The organism is Luteipulveratus mongoliensis (assembly GCF_001190945.1).
Taxonomy (GTDB): domain Bacteria; phylum Actinomycetota; class Actinomycetes; order Actinomycetales; family Dermatophilaceae; genus Luteipulveratus; species Luteipulveratus mongoliensis.
On record NZ_CP011112.1, the window covers coordinates 2,260,292 to 2,286,295 of the forward strand.

At 69.3% G+C, this 26,004-nt stretch carries 23 protein-coding genes; 15 read left to right on the forward strand and 8 right to left on the reverse strand.

The annotated features are described in order from the left end of the window. The first annotated feature begins 116 nt into the window (after positions 1 to 116). The gene (locus tag VV02_RS10815) at positions 117 to 4,991 is read left to right on the forward strand and encodes an NAD-glutamate dehydrogenase (RefSeq protein ID WP_052591567.1); all 4,875 of its coding nucleotides are present in this window, start codon (positions 117 to 119) and stop codon (positions 4,989 to 4,991) included. A 28-nt stretch (positions 4,992 to 5,019) separates the two neighbouring features. Further along, the gene (locus VV02_RS10820; RefSeq protein WP_169787762.1) at positions 5,020 to 6,546 is read left to right on the forward strand and encodes a sensor histidine kinase; all 1,527 of its coding nucleotides are present in this window, start codon (positions 5,020 to 5,022) and stop codon (positions 6,544 to 6,546) included. Positions 6,547 to 6,558: 12 nt separating this feature from the next. Here the strand turns inward: VV02_RS10820 and VV02_RS10825 are convergent, their stop codons facing one another. Then, entirely contained in the window at positions 6,559 to 6,807 is a 249-nt protein-coding gene (locus tag VV02_RS10825; RefSeq protein WP_052591569.1) for a WhiB family transcriptional regulator, read from the reverse strand. 365 nt (positions 6,808 to 7,172) lie between these two features. Between VV02_RS10825 and VV02_RS10830 the strand changes: the two genes are divergently transcribed. After that, the gene (locus VV02_RS10830; RefSeq protein WP_052591570.1) at positions 7,173 to 7,499 is read left to right on the forward strand and encodes a hypothetical protein; all 327 of its coding nucleotides are present in this window, start codon (positions 7,173 to 7,175) and stop codon (positions 7,497 to 7,499) included. A gap of 4 nt (positions 7,500 to 7,503) precedes the next feature. Here the strand turns inward: VV02_RS10830 and VV02_RS10835 are convergent, their stop codons facing one another. The 3 genes from VV02_RS10835 to VV02_RS10845 form a co-directional block, all read right to left on the reverse strand. Further along, entirely contained in the window at positions 7,504 to 8,373 is an 870-nt protein-coding gene (locus VV02_RS10835) for a hypothetical protein (protein WP_052591571.1), read from the reverse strand. Next, positions 8,370 to 9,152, reverse strand: coding sequence for a hypothetical protein (locus VV02_RS10840; protein ID WP_052591572.1), 783 nt, complete (start codon positions 9,150 to 9,152; stop codon positions 8,370 to 8,372). The genes VV02_RS10835 and VV02_RS10840 overlap by 4 nt, the downstream gene beginning before the upstream one ends. 111 nt (positions 9,153 to 9,263) lie before the next feature. Beyond that, a complete protein-coding gene (locus VV02_RS10845; protein WP_052591573.1) occupies positions 9,264 to 13,520 on the reverse strand; it encodes a type VII secretion EssC family protein in 4,257 nt (1,418 codons plus the stop codon). Positions 13,521 to 13,724: 204 nt separating this feature from the next. On the opposite strand from VV02_RS10845, the gene VV02_RS10850 reads away from it, so the two are divergent. From VV02_RS10850 to VV02_RS10890, 9 genes are read left to right on the forward strand one after another with little or no spacing between them, the layout of a single operon-like run. After that, positions 13,725 to 14,951 carry a TadA family conjugal transfer-associated ATPase gene (locus VV02_RS10850; protein ID WP_052591574.1) on the forward strand — a complete coding sequence of 409 codons (1,227 nt, stop codon included), beginning with the start codon at positions 13,725 to 13,727 and terminating at the stop codon, positions 14,949 to 14,951. After that, positions 14,948 to 15,814: a type II secretion system F family protein gene (locus tag VV02_RS10855; RefSeq protein ID WP_052591575.1), complete on the forward strand. Its 867-nt coding sequence runs from the start codon at positions 14,948 to 14,950 to the stop codon at positions 15,812 to 15,814. Before VV02_RS10850 ends, VV02_RS10855 begins: the two co-directional genes overlap by 4 nt. Then, positions 15,811 to 16,746, forward strand: a complete 936-nt coding sequence (locus VV02_RS10860) for a type II secretion system F family protein (RefSeq protein ID WP_052591576.1) — start codon at positions 15,811 to 15,813, stop codon at positions 16,744 to 16,746. Before VV02_RS10855 ends, VV02_RS10860 begins: the two co-directional genes overlap by 4 nt. Positions 16,747 to 16,799: 53 nt before the next feature. After that, entirely contained in the window at positions 16,800 to 17,018 is a 219-nt protein-coding gene (locus VV02_RS27115) for a hypothetical protein (RefSeq protein WP_052591577.1), read from the forward strand. After that, entirely contained in the window at positions 17,015 to 17,437 is a 423-nt protein-coding gene (locus VV02_RS27120) for a TadE family protein (protein ID WP_281177300.1), read from the forward strand. Before VV02_RS27115 ends, VV02_RS27120 begins: the two co-directional genes overlap by 4 nt. Continuing rightward, the gene (locus VV02_RS10875) at positions 17,434 to 17,901 is read left to right on the forward strand and encodes a TadE/TadG family type IV pilus assembly protein (RefSeq protein ID WP_245633050.1); all 468 of its coding nucleotides are present in this window, start codon (positions 17,434 to 17,436) and stop codon (positions 17,899 to 17,901) included. The genes VV02_RS27120 and VV02_RS10875 overlap by 4 nt, the downstream gene beginning before the upstream one ends. Further along, entirely contained in the window at positions 17,898 to 18,365 is a 468-nt protein-coding gene (locus VV02_RS10880) for a pilus assembly protein TadG-related protein (RefSeq protein WP_052591578.1), read from the forward strand. Before VV02_RS10875 ends, VV02_RS10880 begins: the two co-directional genes overlap by 4 nt. Next, complete coding sequence (locus VV02_RS10885) at positions 18,362 to 18,889, forward strand: hypothetical protein (protein WP_157063364.1); 528 nt, start codon at positions 18,362 to 18,364, stop codon at positions 18,887 to 18,889. The genes VV02_RS10880 and VV02_RS10885 overlap by 4 nt, the downstream gene beginning before the upstream one ends. Positions 18,890 to 18,907: 18 nt before the next feature. Continuing rightward, positions 18,908 to 19,303 carry a hypothetical protein gene (locus VV02_RS10890; RefSeq protein WP_052591580.1) on the forward strand — a complete coding sequence of 132 codons (396 nt, stop codon included), beginning with the start codon at positions 18,908 to 18,910 and terminating at the stop codon, positions 19,301 to 19,303. Here VV02_RS10890 and VV02_RS10895 read toward each other — a convergent pair. Continuing rightward, the gene (locus VV02_RS10895; RefSeq protein ID WP_052591581.1) at positions 19,300 to 20,367 is read right to left on the reverse strand and encodes a hypothetical protein; all 1,068 of its coding nucleotides are present in this window, start codon (positions 20,365 to 20,367) and stop codon (positions 19,300 to 19,302) included. The genes VV02_RS10890 and VV02_RS10895 overlap by 4 nt on opposite strands. 92 nt (positions 20,368 to 20,459) lie before the next feature. On the opposite strand from VV02_RS10895, the gene prfB reads away from it, so the two are divergent. Then, positions 20,460 to 21,575, forward strand: a complete 1,116-nt coding sequence (prfB, locus tag VV02_RS10900) for a peptide chain release factor 2 (protein ID WP_052596840.1) — start codon at positions 20,460 to 20,462, stop codon at positions 21,573 to 21,575. 27 nt (positions 21,576 to 21,602) lie between these two features. Next, a complete protein-coding gene (locus VV02_RS10905) occupies positions 21,603 to 22,394 on the forward strand; it encodes an alpha/beta fold hydrolase (RefSeq protein ID WP_052591582.1) in 792 nt (263 codons plus the stop codon). Here VV02_RS10905 and VV02_RS10910 read toward each other — a convergent pair. Next, positions 22,349 to 23,020, reverse strand: coding sequence for a response regulator (locus VV02_RS10910; protein ID WP_052596842.1), 672 nt, complete (start codon positions 23,018 to 23,020; stop codon positions 22,349 to 22,351). The two genes, VV02_RS10905 and VV02_RS10910, sit on opposite strands and share 46 nt — an antisense overlap. After that, the gene (locus VV02_RS10915) at positions 23,020 to 23,781 is read right to left on the reverse strand and encodes a sensor histidine kinase (protein ID WP_052591583.1); all 762 of its coding nucleotides are present in this window, start codon (positions 23,779 to 23,781) and stop codon (positions 23,020 to 23,022) included. The genes VV02_RS10910 and VV02_RS10915 overlap by 1 nt, the downstream gene beginning before the upstream one ends. A 199-nt stretch (positions 23,782 to 23,980) precedes the next feature. On the opposite strand from VV02_RS10915, the gene VV02_RS10920 reads away from it, so the two are divergent. Further along, the gene (locus VV02_RS10920; protein WP_052591584.1) at positions 23,981 to 25,315 is read left to right on the forward strand and encodes an FAD-binding oxidoreductase; all 1,335 of its coding nucleotides are present in this window, start codon (positions 23,981 to 23,983) and stop codon (positions 25,313 to 25,315) included. A 3-nt stretch (positions 25,316 to 25,318) separates the two neighbouring features. Here VV02_RS10920 and VV02_RS10925 read toward each other — a convergent pair whose 3' ends face one another. Beyond that, the gene (locus VV02_RS10925; RefSeq protein ID WP_052591585.1) at positions 25,319 to 25,936 is read right to left on the reverse strand and encodes a maleylpyruvate isomerase family mycothiol-dependent enzyme; all 618 of its coding nucleotides are present in this window, start codon (positions 25,934 to 25,936) and stop codon (positions 25,319 to 25,321) included. Positions 25,937 to 26,004 lie beyond the last annotated feature (68 nt).

Sequence of the window (26,004 nt, forward strand, 5' to 3'; positions counted from 1 at the left end):
CGTTCCGGTCCCACGGCTCGACCCGTGTCGGGCATCAGGCCGACTCAGCGTTACGCTCGGCAAGGCGCACAACGACGTGGGCCATGCCCTGCTGGTGGATGAGGTAGAGAGCTCCAATGTCTGCAGTCGTGCAGTCCCGGGACGACATCCTTCGCGAGACCGCGAAGCTCGACGACGTCGGGGGTGACATCCCCGGCTGGCTGATCGGTCGCTACTTCCGGCACGTAGCCGAGGACGACCTCTCCGAGTGCGGGTCGCCCATGCTGGCCGGAATCATCCGCAGCCACCGCGAGCTCGCCGAGCACCGACCCAACGGCACGTCACGGGTGCGGATCTTCCACCCGAGCGACGAGCAGGACGGCTGGACCTGCTCGTACGCCGTGCTCCAGGTCGTCACCGACGACATGCCTTTCCTCGTCGACTCCGTGACGGCGGCCCTGGCCAAGCACGACCGCGACGTCCACCTGCTCATCCACCCTCAGCTCGTGGTCCGACGCAACGCCGTCGGCGACATCGAGGAGATCCGCGACGTCGATCCGGCACCCGGACCGGCCAACGGCGAGGCCGGGGCGATCGATGAGTCCTGGATGCACCTGGAGATCGACCTCGGGCCCGACCAGGCTGCCGACGACGCGCTGGTCAAGGCCCTCGAAGCGGTGATCCGGGATGCCCGTGACGCCGTCGAGGACTGGCCCAAGATGCACGCGGAGTGCGAGGACATGGTCGCGGAGCTGGAGTCTGCGCCCCCGACGAGCGTCCCGACCGAGATCGTCCAGCGCACGCAAGGTTTCCTGCGGTGGTTGGCCGATGACCACTTCACGTTCCTCGGCTACAAGGAGTACGCCCTCGACAACGTCGACGGCGAGGACGTCCTGCGCACCGTCCCCGGCACCGGCCTGGGCATCCTGCGCTGGGACCGGCCGGGCAGCAAGTCCGACAGCTTCAGTCGGCTGACGCCCGAGGCGCGCGCCACGGCGCGTGATCCGCAGCTGCTGATCATCACCAAGGCCAACTCGCGCGCGACTGTGCACCGCACGGCCTACCTCGACTACATCGGCCTCAAGATGTTCGACGCCGACGGCAACGTCACCGGTGAGAAGCGCTTCCTCGGACTGTTCACCTCCAGTGCCTATACCGAGTCCGTACGCCGGGTGCCGATCGTGCGTGAGCGCATCACCAAGGTGCTCGCCCGGGCCGGGTTCGCCCCGGACAGCCACTCGGGCAAGGACCTGCTCCAGGTGCTGGAGACCTACCCGCGCGACGAGCTGTTCCAGACCAGCTCCGAGCACCTCTACGCGGTGGCGACCAAGGTGCTGCGGCTCTCGGAGCGTCGGCAGTCGCACCTATTCCTGCGCAAGGACGACTACGGCCGGTTCGTCTCGGCCCTGGTCTACCTGCCGCGCGACCGCTACAACACCACGGTCCGACTCAGCATGGAGAAGATCCTGCGCGAGGTGTTCGACGCGCAGACGGTCGACTACACCACCAGCGTGAGCGATGCGATCCTGGCCCGGATCCATTTCGTCGTCCGGGTCAAGCGCGGTGCCGCGATTCCCGACGTCAACGAGGACTCGCTGCGGCAGCGGCTCATCGACGCCACCCGCACCTGGGGTGAGCGGCTCGGCGACATGTCGCGCGCCGAGGACGGTGACGACGCGGCCGCACGGGTGATCAGCCTCTACTCGCGGGCCTTCCCGGAGGCCTACAAGGAAGACTTCACGCCGCGTCAGGGCGTCGCCGACCTGCGTCGCATCGAGGCGTTGGACGGCGAGGACCACACGCTGCTCACGCTCTACCGCGAGCCGGGAGCCGACGAGCGCGTACGCCGCTTCAAGCTGTTCCGTCGCTCCAAGCTCATCCTCACCGACGTCCTTCCGGTGTTCACCGATCTTGGCGTCAAGGTGTCTGACGAGCGGCCCTACGCCATGCATCGCGCCGACGGCACCGAGGTCTACGTCTACGACTTCGGCCTGATGGCGCCTGACGCCACGGTCTGGGGGAGCGACGACGCCGGCGTGGCCTCGATCCGTGAGGTGTTCCAGGACGCGTTCTCCGCGGTCTGGGACGGCGAGGCCGAGAGCGATGGGTTCAACGCTCTCGTGCTCCAAGGCGGTCTCACCTGGCGTCAGGTGGTGGTGCTGCGCTGCGTGGCCAAGTACCTGCGCCAGATCGGCTTCACCTTCAGCCAGGACTACCTGATCTCCGCGCTGGTCGGCAACGTCGACCTGGCGCGCGCTCTGGTCGAGCTGTTCGAGGTGCGCTTCGACCCGGCCTTCGAAGGCGGTGACCGCGCTGCGGGCGAGGCGGACGTCGTACGCCGCATCGAGGCCGACCTCGAGGACGTCGCGAGCCTGGACCACGACCGGATCATCCGCGCGTTCATGGGCGTGATGCGAGCAACGTTGCGTACCAACGCTTTTCAGCGTGACGAGGAGGGCAACCGTCGTCCGGTCGTCAGCCTCAAGCTGGACTGCAAGGAGGTCCCAGGGCTGCCCAGCCCGCGGCCGATGTTCGAGATCTGGGTCTACAGCCCGCGGGTCGAGGGTGTGCACCTGCGCTTCGGCAAGGTGGCCCGCGGTGGGCTGCGCTGGAGCGATCGACGCGAGGACTTCCGGACCGAGATCCTCGGCCTGGTCAAGGCGCAGACGGTCAAGAACGCCGTCATCGTGCCGACCGGCTCCAAGGGCGGGTTCGTCGCCAAGCAGCTGCCGGACTCCAGCGATCGCGACGCCTGGCTGGCTGAGGGCATCTCGTCATACAAGTGCTTCATCTCCGGTCTGCTCGACATCACGGACAACCTCGTCGCGGGCGAGGTCGTGCCACCACAGGGTGTGGTCAGGCACGACCCCGACGACACCTACCTCGTGGTGGCCGCGGACAAGGGCACCGCGACGTTCTCCGACATCGCCAACGGCGTCGCGCAGGACTTCGGCTTCTGGCTGGACGACGCTTTCGCCTCCGGCGGATCGGCGGGCTATGACCACAAGGCCATGGGCATCACCGCCCGTGGCGCCTGGGAGTCGGTCAAGCGTCACTTCCGCGACCTCGGCGTCGACTGCCAGACCGAGGACTTCACGGTCGTCGGCATCGGCGACATGAGCGGTGACGTGTTCGGCAACGGCATGCTCCTGTCGGAGCACATCAGGCTGGTCGCGGCGTTCGACCACCGCCACATCTTCATCGACCCGCAGCCCGTGGCCGCGACGTCGTACGCCGAGCGCCGCCGGCTGTTCGACCTGCCGCGCTCGTCCTGGGCGGACTACGACACCAGTCTCATCTCCGAGGGCGGCGGCATCTGGCCGCGGTCGGCCAAGTCGATCAAGATCAGCCAGGAGGCAGCCGACGCGCTGCACATCAAGGGCGGCGCGACCAAGATGACGCCGGCCGAGCTGATGGAGGCGATCCTGCTCGCCAAGGTGGACCTGTTCTGGAATGGCGGCATCGGCACCTACATCAAGTCCGCGATCGAGACCAACACCGACATCGGTGACCGCGCCAACGACGCGATCCGCGTCGACGGAAAACAGTTGCGCTGCAAGGTGATCGGCGAGGGCGGCAACCTCGGCGCGAGCCAGCTGGGGCGGATCGAGGCGGCGCGCCACGGCGTACACGTCAACACCGACGCAATCGACAACTCCGCCGGTGTCGACACCTCCGACCACGAGGTCAACATCAAGATCCTGCTGACCGACCGGATGCGCAGCGGCGACCTGACGCTCGAGCAGCGCAACGAGCTGCTGCAGTCGATGACCGACGACGTGACGCGACAGGTGCTGCGGCACAACTATGAGCAGAACACCCTGCTGGGCAACGCCCGCGCGCAGGAGCACGCGATGCTGCCCGTGCACGTCCGGCTGATCCGCTGGCTGGAGAAGCGCGGCGAGCTGGACCGCGACCTGGAGTTCCTGCCGAGCAAGGCCGAGCTCAAGCGTCGTGCCGATGCCGGTCTTGGCCTCACCTCGCCGGAGTTCTCGGTGCTGGTGGCCTACGCCAAGCTCGCGCTGAAGGCCGACCTGGCCGAGAGCGAGCTCACCGACGACCCGTGGTTCGAGCAGACGCTGCGCGGCTACTTCCCGGAGGCGCTGCGGGAGCGCTACGCCGACCAGCTGCGGGAGCACCCGCTGCGCCGCGAGATCGTCATCAACGCCGTGGCCAACAGCATGATCAACCGTGGGGGCATCACCTTCGCCTTCCGCGCGGGGGAGGAGACCGGCGCGTCCCCGGAGCAGATCGCCCGCGCCTACGTCATCGCGCGTGAGGTCTTCGGGCTGGCTGACTTCGTGGCCGCGGTCGAGGCGCTGGACAACAAGGTGCCGACCTCGGCACAGACGGGCCTCTACCTGGAGTTCCGTCGCCTCATCGACCGGTCGGTGCGGTGGATCCTGCACAGCCGGCCCACCCACCTCGACGTGGGCGCTGAGATCGAGCGGTTCCAGGGTGTGGTCTCCGAGCTGGCACCCCAGCTGCCCCAGCTGCTGCAGGGTGCCGAGCACGACCGGTGGGAGCGCAATGCCTCGACCCGGTTCGCTGAGGGCGGCGTGCCCCGAGAGCTGGCCGAGCGGGGCGCGACCATCCTCGACACGTTCTCGCTGCTCGACATCGCCGAGCAGGCACGGGCCACGGGCGAGTCGGCGAAGTCGGTCGCCGAGCTCTACTTCACGCTGTCGGAGCGTCTTGGCATCGACCGCATGCTGTCGTCGGTCTCCCAGCTGCCGCGTGATGACCGCTGGGACGCGCTGGCGCGCGGGGCCGTACGCGATGACCTCTACGCCGTGCTCGACGCGCTGACCGGCGCGGTCCTGGCCGGTACGCCCCGCGACCTCCCAGCGACCGAGCGAGTCAGTCAGTGGTCGGGTGCCAACGATGCCGCGATCACCCGCGGAGAGCAGGCGCTCGCGGGCATCGGCGAGCTGGACCACCCCGGTCTCGCGCCACTGTCGGTCGCGCTGCGCACGCTGCGCACCGTGATCCGGTCGGGGTCGGCCACCTGACCTGACCTAGGCTCGGCCCGTGCCCACCATGAATGACGTCCTGGCTGAGCACACCCGGCTGGACGCGGCGGCTGCCGACTGGCTGCACCAGCTGGTGGGCGACTGGCAGCTGCTGTCCGACCTGTCCTTCGCCGACCTGGTCCTCTGGGTCCCGCGCGAAGGTGGGGGTTGGACGGCGGCGGCCCACGTCCGTCCGACGACGGGCGTAGGTGTCTTCCTCGAGGACTTGGTCGGGCAGGACATCGACCGCAGTCGCATCGGCCCGGTCGACCAGGCGTTCACCCACAACCGTCTCGTACGCGCGCCTCAGACGCTGTGGCGGGACGACACTCCCGTGCGTGAGGAGTCGATCCCGGTCGTCGCCCGAGCCGGAGGTGACCCGGTCGCCGTGGTGACCCGGCACACCAACCTGGCCTCCATGCGTACCCCGAGCCGGCTCGAGGTCACCTATCTGGCGACCGCGGACGCGCTCGCCCGGATGATCTCAACGGGGGAGTTCCCGACCAGGGGCGGCCACACCGGTCGGCGCCGGGGTGCACCGCGCGTCGGCGACGGTGTGCTGCGGCTGGACCGTGAGGGCAAGGTGACCTATGCCAGCCCCAACGCGGTCTCGGCGATCCACCGGCTGGGCTACGGCGGCGAGCTGGTCGGCGTACGACTGGCGAACGCGCTGTCGGGGCTGCTGCCGCGCACCGGGCCACTGGACGAAGAGCTCATGCCCGTGCTCGCCGGTGCGCTCCCGTGGGCGACCGAGCTGCCATCGCGCAGCGCCAACGTCACGGTGCGCTCCATCCCGCTGTCGGAGGCGGGCAAACGGGTCGGCGCCGTGCTGCTCGTCCGCGATGTCAGCGAGCTGCGACGGCGCGAGCAGGAGCTGCTGACCAAGGACGCGACGATCCGCGAGATCCACCACCGGGTCAAGAACAACCTGCAGACGGTGGCGGCGGTGCTGCGGCTGCAGTCGCGACGGCTTGACGACCCGGGCGCGAAGGCGGCGCTGGATGATGCCGTACGCCGCGTCGCGACGATCGCGCTGGTGCACGAGACGTTGAGCACCCACCTTGAGGACTCGGTCGACTTCGACGTGATCGCGCTACGCGGGTTGAAGGCGGCCATCGAGGTGGCCAACCGGACGGCTGTCCGCGTGCGCGGGGTGACCACGGGTTCGTTCGGCGTGCTGTCCTCGGAGGACGCGACCGTGCTGGCGATGGTGCTGGCGGAGCTGGTGCACAACGCCGTCGAGCACGGTCTGGCCGATCGCGACGGGACGGTCGCGGTGGACGCCCGCCGAGTCCAGGTGGACGGCGATGAGGTCCTGCAGGTCAGCGTCACCGATGACGGTCCGGGGCTGCCGGTCGGCTTCGTGCCGGGCAACGGCGGGCTCGGGACCCAGATCGTGCTGTCCCTGGTGCAGGACCTGCGCGGTCAGATCACGTGGGGCGCTGCCCAGCCGAATGGCACCAAGGTGACGTTCGACGCCCGGCTGCGGCCGCGTACGACCGAGGCCGGCTCGGCCGGCATAGACGAGCCCCCGGAAGAGGACCGGGGGCTGTAGCTGCGCTCGGGGTCAGCCGGCGCGGCGGGCGCGAGCATTGCGGCGCTTGAGAGCGCGGCGCTCGTCTTCGGAGAGACCGCCCCAGACGCCGGCATCCTGGCCGGTCTCGAGGGCCCATTTCAAGCAGGTGTCTACGACCTCGCAGCGACGGCACACCACTTTGGCGTCCTCGATCTGCTGCAGGGCGGGACCGGTGTTGCCGATCGGGAAGAACAGCTCCGGGTCCTCGTCCAAACACGCAGCGCGGTTGCGCCAATCCATGGGGTGTTGCTCCTTTAGCCTTGTTTCGTACGCGCACAGGCGCGTCGCGATGCGGTGTTGCTCGCAGTGGATGTCAGGCAGTCCTCGGCCTCGTCGGAAGGGCTGGGGGGCCCAGTGGGTGATCGATCTCCAGAAGAGACTTCTCGACTCCGACACCCGGGCAACGCCCGCCGGTCACAGACTGTTCCCCAACTGTCACAGATCTGCACAGGAGCACACAAGGCCTTTGGGAGAATTTTTCGGTACCGAAGATGAGGTCTCGGTCACACCCCACGAGGCGACTACCCTGCCCGCTTGTGACGTCGTCCTCGCCAGATCCTGCCACTACATCCAGCGCTATGGCCGTTCGAGCAGCGGCTTTTCTCATGGCCGCACAAGCGGCAGCGCTCGTCGTCCTGGTGGTGATCGCCCTTGCGCAGGTCATCACCGGGCATGCCGATGGGGTGACTCAGGCACTGACCGAGGCCGCATTGGTGCTCGTTTTTGCCGCCTGCGCGGCGGCTCTGGCCTGGGCTCTCCTGCACGGCAAGGCCGTCGCCCGTACGCCCACACTGGTCTGGAATGCGCTGCTGCTGCCGGTGGGCGCGTCCATGGTGAGCGGCGGCGCCACGGTGGTCGGCGTCGTGGTGCTCGTCTGTGCGATCGCGACTCTGCTCGCGGCGTTGTTGGTGCCGCGCGCCGACCTGGACTGAGGCGTCAGCCGGCTGAGGTGTCAGCCGCCAGCTTGGCAGCCAGCAGCTGGACCAGAGCCGGGACCACGCGCTGGCGGTAGTCCTGGCGCGAGGCGAGGTAGTCCGGCTTGAGGTGGGCGAAGCCGATCCCGCTGAACCACACCTGGCCCGCGACAGTCCCCTGCTGCAGCAGAGCTCGAGTCGTGGTGCCGTCGGTCTGGGCGGCGGCCGCGCCGAGGCTGCCGTTCTTGTAGAACGTGTAGAGACCCGGTCGCTTGACCGAACGCTGCCGCTGCTCGGCGTCCGTGGTGGCCCAGCTCTGGCCGATGGGCATCGGGAGGCCGAAGCCGCGGATGTTGACCAGCAGCTTGCTCTGGTTGTCGCGCGGCTCGCCCTTGATCGTCAGGTCGAGCGTGCAGCGCGTGCTGTGGGCGGACGACTTGCCACCCGTGATCTGACTGGTGGAGCAGTCATGTGCCCGGATGGCGGTCAGGCCAGGCAGGACCTGGGCCAGCTCTTTCGCCGTGAAAAGGGTCGAGGCGTCCGGCCAGGTCGCATCGAGCGGCTGCTTGCCGGTCGGGTCGCTGCGGACCGCGAACGCGCCCTCGGGTGTGATCTTGACGGCAGTAGCCGTGACGGCTCCGGCCGCGTCCGCAGGCGGGACGTAAGGCTTGGGCGCTGGGGGAGTGGTGGCGGTGGCGGTGCCGGTCGGCGTCGTACCGCTCGGAGGCGTCGGCGACCCGGTGCCCGGGACCGCCGGAGGACTGGTGAAGCGGGTCGGCGTAGCGGCCGGCGCCGAGCGTGGCGCGGCCGAGCCCTGGGAAGCGGCGTAGGCCGGCACAACGGTGAGCGTGAGGGCCGCGACGGCCGCGCCCACGGTGAGGCGGCGACTCATGCGAACTTCCGGGGCAGCTTACCGACGAGGTCCTGCACGGCGATCGGGAAGATTTGCTTGCGGACCACATCGCCCACGCCGCCGCCGGCCGGCGCGGTGAGGAAGTCGAAGCCGACGAACTCGATGTCGATCCACGCGGCCACCTGACCGTCGGAGATCACGAACGAGCCGAGGCCCTTCTGTCGGAAGAGCGCGCGCCGCGCGCCGTAGGTCCCGTCTTGGTAGAAGACGTCCTGGCTCACATTCTCCGCGCGGTATCCGTCGCGGGCCTTGTCCCACGCCTTGGTGACCTCGCTGTCGGCGCCGATGCCGCGAAGGTGGACCTTCATCTTGGACTTGGCGTCGTCGTACTTGCCCTCGTTGACCTTGACCGAGACGGTGCAGTTGGCGTTCTTGGGCGTCATGCCTCCGCCGTCGATCGACCCGAAGCTGCACGGGGTCAGCTGCAGGCTCTTGGACTCCGGGAGCATGCCGGTCAGCTGATCGCTGGCGTAGAGCTCGTTGGCGTCCGGCCAGGACGCGAAGTCGACCATGGCCGAGTCGGGTGCGAGCTTCATGTCCTGCCAAGAGGTGGCCGACGGGACGACCTTGCGGTTGCCGCCCTGCTCCTGCTCACCCGGCTTGTCCTGCTTGTTGGAGGCGTCGCCTGCGCTCCAGGCCGTCGGGACCGGGCCGCCACCCGACTTGCCATTGCCTCCGCCTCCGCTGCACGCGGTGGTCGCGAGCGTCAGGGCGAGCAGACCCGCGGCGATGGTGGCGGTGCTGCGACGAGCCGACATGTTCTCCCCTCCGGTGGCCCTGCGAACGAGCTGCCGCGGGCCGTGGTGTGCACAGATGTGCGCCAGTATGCCTGCTCGCCCTGGCACCGTGCGGCGTGCCTGTCGCATGTGTCATCTGGCGACCTGGACCTCCACCGCACGACCGCGCACGACGAGGACACCACGGCCCGGGACCCGTCGGCGTACGTCGGGCAGCCTCGCGCCCAGCAGCTCGCCGTCGTGTCGGTCCGGCTGCAGGATCAGACCGGTCTGGCGCCGCCGGAGCTCGTGCGCCACGCCGCGGTAGGCGCCCTCGAGGTCGCGGGTCGTGCCGGCCGCGAGGAGTCCGCCTCCGCTGGAGCGGCACCGGCGCAGGTGCTCGACGGCCATGTCCTGCACCTGATCGCTGACGATCTGCTCGAGGTCATCGAGCACCAGCACGGTGTCGGGGTGCGCCTCGAGGTGCGACCAGACGGCGTCGGTGTCGTCCCACTCGACGTGCGTCGCCCCGGACGGGAGGCCTTGGTCCGGCAGTGCACCGCCGGTGAGCCACAGGATGGGCGACGTGTCGCGCAGCTGGCCCACCAGGGTGAGGAGGGTGGTCGTACGGCCGCTGCCGGGAGGGCCGCACACGAGCCCGGCGAGGCCCCAGGTCGGGTCACGGCTCAGACCGACGACATCGAGGTTCTCGCCGCCCAGACCAAGCACCGGGCTGGGGTCATCCGCTCCGCCCGTCAGGTCGGCCAACGAGACCGAGTCCGGCAACGATGCGAACCGTCGCGGTGGCGTGCCAGCCGGAGGGGGCATCGATGACGCACCGTGCTGAACCGCGGCGGCCTGCGCACGCCCGGACGCGTCGGCGTCCAGCAGGGCGAGCTGGACCTCTTGAGCATCGGGCAGAAGAAGCGCGCGGCCCGGTGGCATGTCGGCGGGCACCTGGTCCGAACGCAGACCGGCCATGAGCAGGTCCATCTCGTCGGCCATCCGCAGACAGAGGCGGTGCTGGAGCGTGGCGGACACCCGTGACGAGAGCAGGCTGCGTCCGCCGGTGAGGACGACATGGATGCCGGCGGCCACGCCGTCCCGCAGAACTTCCAGGAAGAGGTCGTTGACCCGCCCGTTCTCGATCGCTTCGTAGGTCTCCGCGAACGCCTCCCAGCCGTCGACTGCGACCAGGATCCGGGGCAGGCTCTCCGCGGCGACGCCTGCGGCCTCTCGGGCGGCGCGATGCTCGGTGAGGTCGGCATGGTGCTCGGCGGCCAGCAGCGCCTGACGCCGGGCGATCTCCTCCGCGAGCCAGGTGATGAGGCGCACGCCGGCGCCCTCGTCGTCGCGACCGATGACCGCACCGACGTGCGGGAAGTCGTGGAGCGCGCGCAAGGACCCGCTCGGGTCGAGGACGTAGAGGTGGAGCTCATCCGGTGTGCAGCGGACTGCGAGATCCGTGCACAGGGTGCGCAAGGCGGTGGTCTTGCCGCAGCGCGGACCGGCCACAACGGCCAGGTGCCCGCCGGCCAGGTCCCAGCCGAGCGGGTCCTGACGCTGGAGGTGTGGCAGGTCGACCAGGCCCAGACGAGCGTGTGCCGTCGTCACCTGGACCGGCTCGTCGTCCAGTCGGTCGAGCAGGCGGTGTGTCGGGGCGAGTCCGTCGATGGTGCACGTGCCGTCCAGCGGAGCGAGCCATGGCGAGACCACCGCTGGGATGTCAGCCATCCGTGCTGCCTCGACAGTGGCGTCGACGAGGCACTGCAGGTCGGTCGCACCCGCGGGCGTCTCGCTTGGTGGCGGCAGCAGCGCTCGACCGGTGATCGGGTCGACCGGCCAGACGGTGACGGATCCTGCGGCACCCAGCGCGTGCCCGCCCACTCTGGCCGTCTGGAAGGTCACGGTGGGAGACGACGCCGATCGCAGGATGGCGCGGCCCGGCGTCCGACTCGAGATGCGTGCCGCGGCCGGTGAGTCGATGACGTCATCGGAATCGGCCGTGTCCCGGACGCGCAGGGCGATCCGCAGGTTGACGTTGGCTCGGATGTCGGTGGACACGACGCCGCCAGGACGCTGGGTCGCGAGCACCAGGTGGATGCCGAGGGAGCGCCCGACGGCCGCGATGCGCACCAGGCCGTCGATGAAGTCGGGCAGCTCCTCGGCCAGCACCCGGAACTCATCGATCACCAGGACGAGCCGGGGGAGCGGCGCTACGTCCGCCATGCCCTGGTAGTCGTCGAGGTCCTTGGCGCCAACCGATCCGAGCAAGCGCTCGCGTCGATGGATCTCGGCGTCGAGTGAGGTCAGGGCGCGCTGGGTGAGGTGGGCGTCGAGGTCGGTGACCAGGCCGATCGTGTGCGGCAGCCGAGCGCAGTCCTTGAACGCTGCCCCACCCTTGTAGTCGACCAGCACGAAGACCATCTCGTCCGGCCGGTTGCCGACGGCGAGCGAGGCGATGAGGGTCTGGAGCAGCTCGGACTTGCCGGACCCTGTCGTACCGCCGATCAGGGCGTGCGGTCCGTCGGAGGCCAGGTCGATCGTCACCCGACCGTCGGCGCCCAGTCCCAGAAGGGCACGGGTCGTACGCCGCTCGCTCGCCCAGCCATCGGCCAGAGCCTGTGCATCGGTCGCCCCCTGTATGAGGTCGAGAAGCCTTGCTGCTGAAGGAGGTCCGGCATCCTCGGAGGTTGGCGTGACGTCCACGCAGGAGGTGATCTCATCGACGATGCCGAGCGTCCAGCCTGCCGCTGGCAGGTCCGGCGTGAACCCCTGGCTCAGCTCGCCACGTAGGAGTGCCTGGGTGGCCGACACCAGGTCGACCGTCACGGCACACTCGGCAGGAAGGTGCTCGCGCCGCTCGTCGACCGCGACCACCGTGACGCCGTGCTCGTGCCCATGAGCGAGCACCCCGGCGATGACGGGATGCCGGACGAGGCGGCGCGCACCGTCCAGGATCAGCACGGTGCGGACCGGTGGCGCCGTGTGTCCGAGCCGCTCCTCGACGGCGACGGAGCGGTCGCCGAGATGGTGCGCGATGAGCTCGTCGTCCTCACCCACGACGAGGACGGTCGCCGGGTCGGCCAGGTCGCGGGACAGGTGGGGCAGCCAGCCGGCCCACGCCCATGCCGGCCGGGTCGCCCGATCGGCGAGCACCACCACGACGTGCACGAACAGGGGTGAGTGCAGCACTGCGAGCTGACCGAGCAAGCCGTCAACGGCCGCCCGCAGCAGGGCGGTCGCTCCGCTCAGGCCGACGACGCGGTGCTCGGCGAGAGACACCATCACCGGGCATCCGCCACGGGTCGCCTCGTCGGGCTCGCCGTCGGGGTCGTAGACAGTCACGCCCACGAGCACGATCCCCGTGCCGACGCGCCACCAGAGGTGATCGCCATCGGTTGGTCGCCGCGGCCAGAGGCGTCCGCGGGAGGCCATCGCACGCATCTCGGCCAGGTCGGGCGCCAGGCGGCGGCGCAGGGTCACGGCTGCCTCGACCGCCTCCTCGCGGCGCCCCTCCACCCGGTGGCGCTCCCGGTCGTACGACGCCTGGTCGCGTCGGCCGTCGGCGCGCCCCGTGCGCCGGTCGTGCAGGTACTGGCCCAGCATCATCACGGGACTCATCAGCCCGAAGCCGAGCATCATCATCGACTTCATGGCCAGCGCCATCACCACGGCAAGAGGGATCGGCAGCAGCATCATCAGCCAGGGCAGACGATCGTTGCCGTGCCCTCGTGGGGCGCTGGGCAGGTGCAGCTCGATCTCTGGCAGACGTACCGGCTCTCGAGGCGCCCGATGGATCTGCCGGCGGCCGGCCACCACGGCCATTCGGGCTTCGGCCCGAGCAGCGGTCTGCAGCCGAAAAGTGCTGCTACCAGCCATGATTCGCTGACCGACGCGGACGTCACGAGGTACGCCTGCCGCCAGCCGGTCGTCGTCGACGCAGGTGCCGTTGGTCGAGCCCAGGTCAGTCGCGCGCACCTGACCGTGCGCGATCTCAAGCAGGAGGTGCGAACGTGACAGGTCAGGGTCAGCAACACTCACGGTCTCGGTGGGCGCACGTCCGATGCGGACGGTTGACGCGGTCACCGCAGCGACGGCACCGGCGTCCGGCCCTTCAGCGACCGCGACCTCGAGCAGTCCCGACGGCGAGGTCGCACGCGGACGGTCGGTCAGGACGACGCCATGAATGAGTGGCGAGCTGCCCAGGACCGCGTCGTCGTCCACGCGGACTGCGCCTGCGTACACGTCGACGGGCAACGGCAGGTGCGGCGTCAGATGCGGACGTAGGTCGCCCCAGCGCACGTCGGAAGAAGCGGTGACGACGACCTGGTGGCGTGTCGCGTCGCGGCTGCACACGAGCGTGATGAGGATGCTGGCGAGGTCGTCGCCGTCGGTTGACGTGGTCACGCGGCGGAGTATCGACCGGGGAGTGCCTGGTCTGCAGAGGTGCCTGTGGACAACTACCGAGAAGCGACCCGAATGGTCACGTCACCGTCTGTGATTGGTCAAGGCTGAGTAAAGACCCCTGTGCATACCGCCACGGGCGTCTCCGGGTGACTTTCATAGCCGCGGACGTCGCCTGCAGGGGGCACGACAGGGAGTGGGGCGCGCATGGAGGGGATCCAGCTCATCGAGGGCGAGGTCCGTGAGCTGATCCGTCGGCAACGGCTCGACCCGGGGCGCGATCACGGCGAGCTGCGCGCCCTCGTCCGCGAGGTCGTACAGGACTACGAGGAGCGCAGCCTGCACGGCGGGCTCGTCCCGCTGGCCGACCGGGATGTCGCGACGAGAGCCGTGCTCGACGCGGTCGTGGGCTACGGCCCGCTGCAGCCCTACCTGGACGATCCGACGATCGAGGAGATCTGGATCAACGAGCCGGCACGGGTGTTCGTCGCTCGTGACGGCGTCGCCGAGCTCACGCCGACGATCCTCACCGACGAGCAGGTCAAGTACCTCGTCGAGCGGATGCTCAAGCCGTCCGGCCGCCGGATCGACCTGTCCTCGCCCTTCGTCGACGCGGCGCTCCCGGACGGGTCGCGGCTGCACGTCGCGATTCCCGATGTCACACGGGCTCACTGGATGGTCAACATCCGCAAGTTCGTGGTCCGTGCACATGGTCTCGAGGACCTGGTGCGGATGGGCACGCTCACCCAGCCGGCGGCCCGATTCCTTTCAGCCTGTGTGGCTTCCGGCCTCAACATCCTGGTCGCGGGCGGGACTCAAGCCGGCAAGACCACCATGCTCAACTGCCTTGGCGCCGCCATCCCCTCCAACGAGCGGGTGGTGTCGTGCGAGGAGGTCTTCGAGCTCAAGCTCCCGTTGCGCGACTGGGCGGCCATGCAGTGCCGGCAGCCCAGCCTCGAGGGCACCGGTGAGATCCCGCTTCGTCGCCTCGTCAAGGAGGCGTTGCGGATGCGACCGTCGCGGATCATCGTCGGCGAGGTCCGCCAGGAAGAGAGCCTGGACCTGCTCATCGCGCTCAACAGCGGTCTGCCTGGGATGTGCACGATCCACGCCAACAGCGCTCGCGAGGCCGTCATCAAGATGTGCACGCTGCCGCTGCTGGCCGGCTCCAACGTGAGCAGCCGGTTCGTGGTCCCCACCGTCGCGAGCGCGGTCGACATCGTGGTGCAGATCGCCCTCGAACGTGACGGCCGCCGCCGCGTCCGCGAGATCGTCGCGGTGCCCGGCCGCGCCGAGGGAGACGTGGTCGAGCTCGCTGAGCTGTTCGTGACCCGCGGTGGTCGGCTGGTCCGCGGCGACGGCTTCCCGCCGCACCAGGACCGCTTCGAACGAGCCGGGTACGACGCCATCGAGCTGCTCCGGGATGTCGCATGACGGGCGCGCTGCTGGGCCTCGTCCTGGGGCTCGGGCTGTTCTGCGTGTGGTGGTCGTGCTGGCCGCAGACGGCGAAGCAGGTCGAGACCCGCAAACCGACCTACGCCGACCGTCTTCACGACGAGATCGTGCAGGCCGGCATGCTGTCCCTCACCGTCACTCGGCTCCTCCTGGCTTGCGCCGCAACGGGTTTCGTCGTCGGCGCGCTCGTGCTGGCCGTCACGGGAGTTGCGCCGCTCGGACTCGGAGCGGCCGCGGCGGCGGGCTACGCACCCGTTGGCCTGGTGAAGTCGCGAGCCCGTCGTCGACGTAGCCAGCTGCGTGAGGTGTGGCCCGACGTGGTCGACCACATCGCCTCCGCTGTGCGAGCCGGCCTGGCCCTGCCGGAGTCCCTGAGCCAGCTCGCGGTCCGTGGTCCCGAAGAGCTGCGACCGGCCTTCGCCGACTTCGCGCAGGACTACCGCACGACCGGTCGCTTCCAGGACTGCTTGGACAGCCTGAAGTCCCGTCTCAGCGACCCGGTGGCGGATCGGCTCATCGAGTCCTTGCGGATCGCACGGGAGGTCGGTGGCACTGACCTCGGCCGCCTGCTGAGGACCCTGTCGACCTTCCTGCGCGAGGACGCTCGCACCCGCGCCGAGCTCGAGGCACGGCAGAGCTGGACCATCAACGCAGCTCGGCTGGCCCTCGCCGCTCCATGGGTCGTCCTCGCCATGCTCGCGACCAGGGGAGACTCACTGTCGGTCTACCGCGAGCCGGCCGGCGTGATGGTGCTGCTGGTCGGTGGCGCGGTGTCGTTCGCTGCCTACCGGATCATGCGGCGGATCGGTCAGCTGCCCGAGGAAGTCCGGGTGCTCCGATGAGTGCGCTCGCGTGGTCGTGGCCCGGTGCCTTGCTGGGCGCGGCCCTCGGGGTCGGCATCCTGCTCGTCTACCGCGGTCTGCCGATGCGGCGCCGGCCCGATCTGATGACTCGGGTCGAGCCCTACATCAGGGACAGTCCGCGGCCCTCGCGGCTGCTGGCCTCCGGGCAGGCGGATCTCGGGGTGCATCACCTGCTTGCGCCACTGCTGCACCGCCTGGGTGCCGCTGTCGACTCGACGCTCGGCGGTGCGGTGTCCGTACGCCGGCGCCTGGAGCGGGCAGGGCAGCCCACCGACGTCGAGGGCTTCCGTGCACAGCAGGCCCTGTGGGGCGTGCTCGCCGGTCTGGCCGCTGCCGTCATCGGCTCACTGCGCTGGATGAGCGACGGCGCCTCACTGGTCAGCGCACTCGCGCTCGTGGTCGTGTCGGTGATGGGAGGGATCGTCGCTCGAGACCAGGCGCTGACTCGAGCAGCGCGGCGCCGCGAGGAGCGCATCCTGGCCGAGTTCCCTTCTGTCGCAGAGATGCTGGCGCTGGCGGTCACGGCTGGCGAAGGTGCGGCGGCCGCTTTGGATCGGGTGGCCCGACTCTCGTCGGGTGAGCTGTCCGGTGAGCTGGGCCGATGCCTGGCCGACGCCCGAGCCGGCGCGACCTTGCCGGAGGCTCTGCAAGGACTGGCTGATCGCACCGGCATCGCCAGCCTCGCCAGGTTTGTCGACGGCATCGTCGTTGCTGTCGAACGTGGGACGCCGCTTGCGGATGTGATGCGCGCCCAGGCCCAGGACGCCCGAGACGCCAGCAAGCAGCTCCTGATCGAGGAGGGCGGCAAGCGCGAGATCGCGATGATGATTCCTGTCGTCTTCCTCGTCCTGCCAGTCACGATCTTGTTCGCGGTCTATCCAGGACTCAACGAGCTCAGGCTGTCGCTGTGACCGGCTGATACAGACCACCAATCATGTGACGTACCAACTTCATCGGAGGAAAGATGCAGACCAACCGCACCCTGAGCGACCGCCTCGCTCGCACCATGCTCACCGCACGCCACCGCTTCACGGCGCACGCCGAGCGTGATCGCGGGGATGTGCCCGGATGGGTCCTGATCACCATCATGACCGCCGGACTCGTGACCGGGTTGTGGGCCATCGCCGGTCCTGCTCTGAAGCGCATGTTCAGCGACGCGGTCAACGGCGTCTCCGGCCCGTGACCCGACCCCTCGGTCGGTGGGCCGAGGCCAGCGCTGAGGGCCGTCGACGGCGCGAACGTGGTTCTGCCGTCGCTGAATTCGCGATGGTCAGCACCCTGGTGATCGTGCTGTTCATGGCGGCGTTCCAGCTGGGCTTCGCGCTGCACGTGCGCAACACCTTGATCGCCCATGCGAGCGAAGGTGCCCGCTACGGCGCTCGTGCCGACAGCTCGCCGGGACAGGGGGCGGACCGCGCGCGTCAGCTCATCCGGACCAGCCTGTCCGGCCGCTTCGCGCGTCACGTCAGCGCGACGCGGACCACGGAAGGTGGCGCGGCGGTCGTACGCGTCACGGTCGTTGCCCCGATGCCTGTGTTCGGCCCGTTCGGGCCGGGCGGCGAGCTCAAGGTCAGCGGGCGCGCCTACGCGGAGGACCAGTGACTCTGCTGCCGAAGGCGTTGGTACGCCTGCACGCTCGCGCTCGTCGGGACCGCGGCACCGCGGTCATCGAGTTCGTCGTGCTCGGTGTGCTGATGACGTTGCCGGTGTTCTACCTCATCGTGGCGCTGGCACGCCTGCAGGCCGGAACGTACGCCGTCGCAGCAGCCTCGAGGGAGGCGGGCCGCACCTTCGTGACGGCGTCGACGGAGGACGAGGCTGCAGGGCGGGCGCAGGCATCTGCCCGAATGGCGTTCCAGGATCAGGGTTTTGGGGGCCGAGGGTCGGTGCGTGTCTCGTGCGACGCATCGCCCTGCCTGACGCGGGACGCGACGGTGCGGACGTACGCCGAGGTGGAGGTCCGACTGCCGCTCATCCCGGATCTGCTGTCCGGTGTGCTGCCGACGAGCATCACGGTGAGTGCTGACCACGCCGAGAAGGTCGACCGATTCGGAGCCAAGCGGTGAGCCGGCTGTGGGCGCGCCCGGGGCGTGGCGACGACGGCCGGATCTCGATCCTCATCGTGGGTCTGTTCGCGCTGCTCGGCATCCTCGTGATGGGTGGTGTCGATGTGACGGCCGTTCAGCTGTCACGCATGCACCTGATCGATGTCGCGGACGCCGCGGCTGTCGACGCTGCGGATGCGATCGACGACCCGACTGTCTATCAGCAGGGAGTCGGGTCCAACCTGCGCCTGACGGATCGCTCGGTCGGGACGGTGGCCGGCAGCAGCCTGGCCCAGCAGAAGAAGCCCGCGCACATCACCAGCTGGGGACTGATCGGCGGCACGGGCACCACGGACGGACGTACGGCAGTGGTCCGGCTGCGCGGAAACGTACGACCACCACTACTCGGAGGCTTCATGTCGTTCTTCGACGCCGACATCTCGATCACCGTCGAGTCCCGCGCCCGCGCAGACGTGGGCGGGTGACCGTGAAGACAGTGTCCCGAGCGGTCCTCGCCGCCCTTCTGGTTGCGGCACTCGCTTCCTGCGGTCTTGACATAGCGGCGCCCGGTTCTCTGCGGGCAGGAGGCGACAGCGCGGTCATTCCTGGAGGAGTATCCGGTCATGCGGTGGTGGGCGAGAAGGTCTCCATTGCGAGCTTCCCGATCTGTGTTGCTGGAGGTCCCGCCACGCTGTCTGGCCTTCGGATCAGCGACCCCGGAGCGGTGATCGTCGACTCTCGTCTGCGGGTGGTGGCGCCGGGCGGCCAAGGAGATGGGGTCGGCGCGGCCACACTCCTGCCCGGCGGGCGCGCCATCAAGGGCGCCAGGATCGAGGTCGTGTGCGGGCACCACAAAGGATCCTCCGCTCCGGAGGTCAGCATTCTTCTCCGACGAGTCAGTGCGGCGGCGTTCTCCGGCAGCTTGATCGTCGACTACGAGTCGGGCGGCGCGAAGCATTCCTTGACCTACCCCGTGAGCGTCGCCCTCTCGCCGGCGGCCAACCAATGAATCGAGGCGGTTCGCCGCATGAATGACTTCACTCGTCGATCGGTCGTCTGCGTGCTCTATGGAGTGGTCGCATCAGCAGCGCTGACGGGCTGCAGCGACCAGTCGCCCACCGTCCAGGGAGCGGAGAAGGCGGGCAAGAAGTTCGTTGAGGCCCTCAACGCGAAGAACGACGACGCATTGGCCAAACTGTCCATGGGCACCGGAGAGGTGCGGCCGGCACCACAGGCCGACCTACGAGCCACCATGGCGACCTACGGCGGCGCTGGCCTGTCGACCAGGGACGTCTCGGTGACCGCCGAGACGCGAGGACACGGATCGCTGCAGCTCCAGTGGAAGGGCAAGATCGTCACGTGGCCGATGACGTGGGTCGACAGCGAATCACGTTGGTATGTCGTGATCGTGAAGGCGTCCTAGCTCAGGGCGTCGATGGTGCGGCCGCTGGTGATCGGTGCCGGCGACAACGAGCCCGGGCCGATCAGTGACGTCAGCGCCTTGGTCGACAGGTCGTAGCGGCGCAGGCTCGGGGTGCCGGTCTCGCCGTTCCAGAAGACGTAGATCGACGAGCCACGGGCGCCCGTCAAGCGGTGGTGCGGGTCGTCCGGCTCACCCGGCAGGTTGAGTCCCCTGAGCCCGCCGGCATCGACGTAACCCACGTAGTTCGGGATGCCCGTGGCCTCCGGGATGCTGACCACGCGCAGCGGAGTGGTGTTCCAGACCGCGGATGCGCCCGCCGGTGTCACCGCCGACGTGGCGCCCGTGCTCAGCACGACGCGGTACTGGCGGGGGAGTGCCGGATCGGTGCTCTCGCACGAGAGGACAGCGGACGTCGAGTCCCACAGCCGGCGCGGGAAGCACCAGTGCCCAGCTGGGTCCGCCACCGTGCGTGTGACCGCACCGGTCGCAGCGGAGCGGACGGCCGTGCCCGCAGTCACGCGCTGCAGCACGGTCGAGCCGTCCGGCGTGACCGCCGCTTCCGCCTGCCCGGCGACCGTCGGATAGGTCCGGATGACAGCGCCGTTCGTAGTCGAGCGCACGCGAGTGGTGCCCGTGCCATAGTCCACGGTCAGGATGCCGCCGCTCACCAACGCGATCGACGTCGTGGCGCCGATGGCGAACGACGTCTTGGTGCCGGCCCCGAGGTTCCAGGTCGTGATCGACTGCCGCGGGTAGGTCAGCGGCGTCACGGTCAGGACGGTCCGCGCGTCCGTGCTGGTGTCCAGCACCTGCTCGTTCGCGCGCGTCGCTCCGAGGGCTCGGTGACCACCATCAGGGGCGACGAGGACGAGCTGCCCGGCGGCGTCGTACGACCCCTGGGTCACGACCGAGTAGCCGATGTTGGCTCGCCCGGCCGGCGGGAGCGGGATGTCGGCGGCGGCAACGGTGCGAGGAGGGCCGGACCCGAAGGACGCGCCGGGCGCGGCGCCGATCAGCGTCAGTGCAAGAACCCCGCAGGCGGCCGTGGCCGTGACCCGACTCATCTCCCCAACAGTAGCCACGCAAAGCCCTCCACGACCGGGAGGCGAGCGGCGGCGTACGCCGGCTGGTGGCTGACCGCGTAGGCTCACCGTTTGTGGCTGTTGACTTCCCCGCTGAGATCAAGGACCTGCGCACCACCATGGGCACCGTCCGTGACGTGAGCGACCTGGACTCCTTGCGCAGCCAGATCACTGAGCTGGAGGAGCAGTCCGGCGCGCCCGACCTCTGGGACGACCCCGAGAAGGCGCAGCAGGTCACCAGCAAGCTGTCCCGCGCGAAGGCCGAGCTGGGCCGTGTCGAGGGCATGGACCAGCGGATCGAGGATCTCGAGACCCTGGTCGAGATGGGGCAGGAAGAGGACGATGCCGAGACGATGGCGGAGGCCGAGAAGGAGCTGGCGTCCGTCAAGAAGGCCGTCGGCGAGCTCGAGGTCCGCACACTGCTCGCAGGCGAGTACGACCAGCGCGAGGCCGTCGTCACGATCCGCGCCGGGGCCGGTGGCGTCGACGCCGCCGACTTCGCCGAGATGCTGATGCGGATGTACCTGCGCTGGGCCGAGCGGCATGGCTTCCCCACCAAGGTGATGGACACGTCGTACGCCGAGGAGGCCGGCCTCAAGAGCGCCACCTTCGAGATCAACATGCCCTACGCCTACGGCAACCTGTCGGTCGAGGCAGGCACGCACCGCCTCGTGCGGATCAGCCCGTTCGACAACCAGGGCCGGCGGCAGACGTCGTTCGCCGCGGTCGAGGTCGTGCCGCTGATCGAGCAGACCGACTCGATCGAGATCCCCGAGAACGAGCTCAAGATCGACGTGTTCCGCTCGTCCGGCCCGGGTGGGCAGTCGGTCAACACGACCGACTCGGCCGTGCGGATGACGCACATCCCGACCGGCACGATCGTGTCGATGCAGAACGAGAAGTCCCAGATCCAGAACCGCGCCGCGGCCCTGCGCGTCATGCAGTCCCGCCTGCTGCTGCTCAAGAAGCAGGAAGAGGCCGCGGAGAAGAAAGAGCTGGCCGGCGACATCAAGGCCAGCTGGGGTGACCAGATGCGGTCTTACGTGCTGCACCCCTACCAGATGGTCAAGGACCTGCGCACCGAGCACGAGGTCGGCAAGACTGACGCGGTGTTCGACGGCGACATCGACGGCTTCATCGAGGCTGGCATCCGCTGGAAGCGCGGCCAGGAGCGCGACAACGCCTCCTAGGCCGACCGGCCGGAAGGGGCTGCACGAATGGGCGAGTACGCATCGGTCAACGGCATCGACCTCTACTACGAGGTCCACGGCGCCGACAACCCCGGGCCGCCGCTCGTCATGCTGCACGGCGGCGTGCTCACCTTCCACCTGAGCTTCGACGCGTTGCTGCCCGAGCTCACCGCCGACCGTCACGTGATCGGCATCGAGCTGCAGGGGCACGGCCACACCGCCGACAGCGACCGGCCGTTCACCATCCGGCAGTGCGCCGACGACGTCTTGGCGCTGCTCGACCAGCTCGGCCACCAGCAGGCTGACTTCTTCGGCTACAGCCTGGGCGGCCTGGTCTCGACCGACATCGCCACGCGCCACCCCGAGCGGGTCGGCCGCCTCGTGCTGGCGGCAGCGCACTTCCGCCCGGACGCGTACTACCCGGAGATCACCGGACCCGAGCAGAACTCCCCGCGGCTCCCGACCGAGGCCAACTTCGACGCGATGCACCGGGCGTACGACGAGGTCGCGCCCAACCGGGACGACTTCTTCCCGTTCATGGAGAAGATCCAGCCTGCCGTCCACGAGTTTGAGCCGTGGACCCCAGAGCAGCTCGCCCAGATCACCATGCCGGTGCTGATCATCATCGGCGACACCGACTTCATCCGGCTCGAGCATGCCGTCGAGATGAAGCAGCTGCTGCCTGACGCCCAGCTGGCCATCCTGCCCGGCACGAAGCACACCGAGGTCATTCGAGCTGACCTGGTACTGCCCATGATTCGGCCGTTCCTGGCTCAGTCGCCCGGTGCGGACCTCGGCAGGACCAGCCCGGTCTCGTAGGCGAACACGACCAGCTGGGCACGGTCTCGGGCGTGCACCTTGGTCATCGACCGGCTGACGTGCGTCTTGGCCGTGGTCGGGCTGACCACCATGTGCTCGGCGATCTCGTCGTTGGACAGGCCCTGGCCGACCAGAGCCACGACCTCGCGCTCGCGCGGCGTCAGGTGCTGCAGGCCCGCGGTCGACACCGATGCCGGTGGCCTGGACACGAACTCGCTGATCAGCGTCCGAGTGATCGCCGGTGAGAGCAGCGCGTTGCCGTCTGCGACCACCCGTAGTGCCTGCAGCAGGTCAGCGGGCTCGGTGTCCTTGACGAGGAAGCCGCTCGCGCCGGCGCGCAACGCGTTGAAGACGTACTCGTCGAGGCCGTAGTTGGTCAGCACGATGACGCGCACGCGAGAAAGGTTGTCGTTGTTGACGATTCGCCGCGTCGCCTCGATGCCGTCCATGACGGGCATCTGCACATCCATCAGCACCAGGTCCGGCACCAGCTCTGCGGCGAGCTCGACCGCTCGGGCACCGTTGTCCGCCTCAGCCACGACCTCGAGGTCGTCCTCGGCGTCGAGCAGGGCGCGGAGGCCGGTGCGGATGAGCGTCTGGTCATCGACCAGCAGAACGCGAATCATCAGCATTCCGTGGGCAGCTCGGCCCGCACGGTGAACCCACCGTCTGGTCGACCCTGCGCCACGAGGCGGCCTCCGAGCGCCGTCGCACGCTCACGCATCCCGATCAGACCGAGGCCGGGAGTCGGCGTACCGCCAGGGCAGCCGTTGCCGTCGTCGTCCACCTGAACGGTGAGGGCAGTGCTGCTGTAGGTGACTGTCACGCGGGCCGAGGTCGCGCCGGCGTGCCGCGACACGTTGGTCAGCGACTCCTGCACGATCCGGTACGCCGCGCGGTCCACCTCGGGAGGCAGCTCGCCTCGGCGTCCGAGTGTCGTGACGTGCGTGCGCAGGCCGGCGGACGTCGCGCGGTCCACGAGCTGGGGGAGTGCGTCCAGGCCGTGCCCGTTGGTGGCGTCCACGCCGCGGAGCACGGTCAGCGTCTCCCGCAGCTCGCGCGCGGCGTCGCCGGCAGCCTCCTCGATGGCGACGAGGGAGGCGGGCACCTCGTCGCCGCGCTTGCGCGCCAGGTGGGTCGCGACGCCGGCGTGCACCTTGATCACCGAGATGCTGTGGGTCAACGAGTCGTGCAGCTCGCGGGCGATCCGCAACCGCTCGTCGTCCGCTCGGCGTGCTGCTTCCTCCTGGGCGCGCTCAGCCTCGACGGCTCGCGCCTCGATCGCCTGAACCTTCACGTGCCACTGCCGGAACGCCACCACCGTGACCACTTCCGAGAGAAGCAGTCCGGCGGCGTAGAGCCGCTTCCGTCCGAGGTCTGTACGCACATCCAGAACCCTAGGCGCGGCGCCCGCATGTCACATCCTCCACAGGGAGTACGTCATCTGTACGTCAGCGGCAGCACTCAGCCCTCCGGACCAGGCCCTGAGGAGGCGCGCCAGGTGTCCTCTCCTGGGGGAGGACTTCGGGGTCGACCTCGACCAGCGTTGAGCGCGTGACACCGGCCACCCCGACGAAGGAGTCAGCATGACCACGCAAGCGACTGCACCCGACCCGACGGAGCTCGGCATGGGAGAGGTGCTCGCCCCGCAGGATGCGGGATACGCCGATGCCTCCCGCGCCGTATTCGCCACGGGCACAACGGATCTCATCGTCCGGCCGCGTGATGCAGGTGAGGTCGCGGCGGCAGTCCGGCAGGCGTCGTACGCCGGTCTGGCCCTGACCGTGCGCTCCGGCGGACACAGCATGGCCGGCCTGAGCAGCCACCACGAGGGCATGCTGATCGATCTGTCCGCGCTCGACCGGGTCGAGGTCCTGAACGAGGACTGGCTGGTGCGGATCGAGGGCGGCGCGACCTGGGGTCAGGTGGCCGACGAGCTGCGTGGTCACGGTCTCGGGATCACCGCCGGTGACACCGCGAGCGTCGGTGTCGGCGGCCTCCTGCTGGGTGGCGGCATCGGCTGGATGGCGCGGCGCTACGGCCTGGCCATCGACAGCCTCGTCGCCGCCGAGGTGGTCACGGCCGACGGTGACCTGGTGCGCACGACCGCAGAGAGCCACCCGGACCTCTTCTGGGCGCTGCAGGGCGGCGGTGGCAACTTCGGTGTGGTCGTGGCCTTCGAGGTGATCGCGCAGGCCGTCACCGACGTGCACTTCGGCACGATCACCCTTGAGCTGGACAACGTGGCACGCATCGTCACCGACTGGAGTGAGGCGATGCGGGACAGCGACGAGCGACTCACGAGCACGTTGATGATGCTGCCGCCGATGATGGGCCGACCGGCGCTGGCCAACGTCGCAGTGTGCTTCGCGTCGGCGGATGCCGCCGCAGCCGACGCGGCGCTCCAGCCGCTGCGCGCGCTCGGGACCGTCCTCGACGACGACGTCTCGGTCCGCCCCTACGCCGACGTCCTCGTGGAGGAGTCGCAGCCGGAAGGTGTGCAGATGCTGGTGCGCAACACCTTCGTCCGCGAGGTGAACGACGACGTCGTCGCCGCGCTGCACGAGTCGTTCGGTCAGGGACCAACGGCTTTCATCCTGCGCAGCCTCGGTGGCGCGGTCGGCCGGGTCCGTCCCGACGAGACCGCCTTCGCCCATCGCGACGCGGAGGCTCTGCTGGTGACCGGGACGATGCTGCCGGTGGGTGCGCCGGCGCAGCTCCGGGACGAGGCCATGGCTTTCTGGCCCGCGCTCGCGGAGCTCGGTGAGGGCGCGTACGTCGGCTTCCTCGGCTCTGCGACGCCGGAAGACACGGCGGCCGCGTACCCGCCCGCGACGTACGAGCGGCTGGCGAAGATCAAGGGGGCGTACGACCCGGGCAACGTGTTCTGTCGCAACCACAACATCGAGCCGTCGCGATGATCCTCAGCCCACGCAGTCTCGGCCGGGGCCTTCGAGCGTCCGAAGCGCGGCAGGGCGCCGCCCTGTCGCGAGCAGGAGCACCGCTCCCGCCGGACCGCGCAGCTCGGAGCCAGAGCCCGCGGACCAGTCGGCATCCGTGGCGATGAGACGTACGCCGTTCAGCCGGCGACGTGCGTGGAAGGGCCATCCCATCGTCCAGACCCGCTCGAGCGCAGCTGCCGCGGGCTCGGGTGGGACGGGGCGAGTGCGACCCAGCGGGAGCGCGATGTCCTGGCCGTGCACGAGGGCGTCGATCAAGGGCTCCAAGGACGTGATGCCCGGTGCGGTTCTGTGCGAGCCGACCATGGACCGCAGGCTGCGGCTTAGGTCGTGGAGCGGCGGACGGTGGCGTACGGCGGTGTCATGAATCATCCGATTGACGCTGCCGCGCGCCCGCACCATCTCGCGCAGCGCGGTCGGCGTGGACGTGTGCGCGAGCGTGAGATGCGCACCGACGTCGCGGACGGTCCAGTGCTCGCACAGTGAGCCCGCCTGCCACTCGTCCGGACTCAGGTCGTCCAGCAGGTCGGCCAGGCTCTGACGTTCCTGATCGATCGCGGCCCAGATGCGGTCCTCATCCATGACTTGCCCCGCTCGATAAAGTACGATCTTCGAACCATAATGGTTCGAAGATCTGACTAATGTCAAGG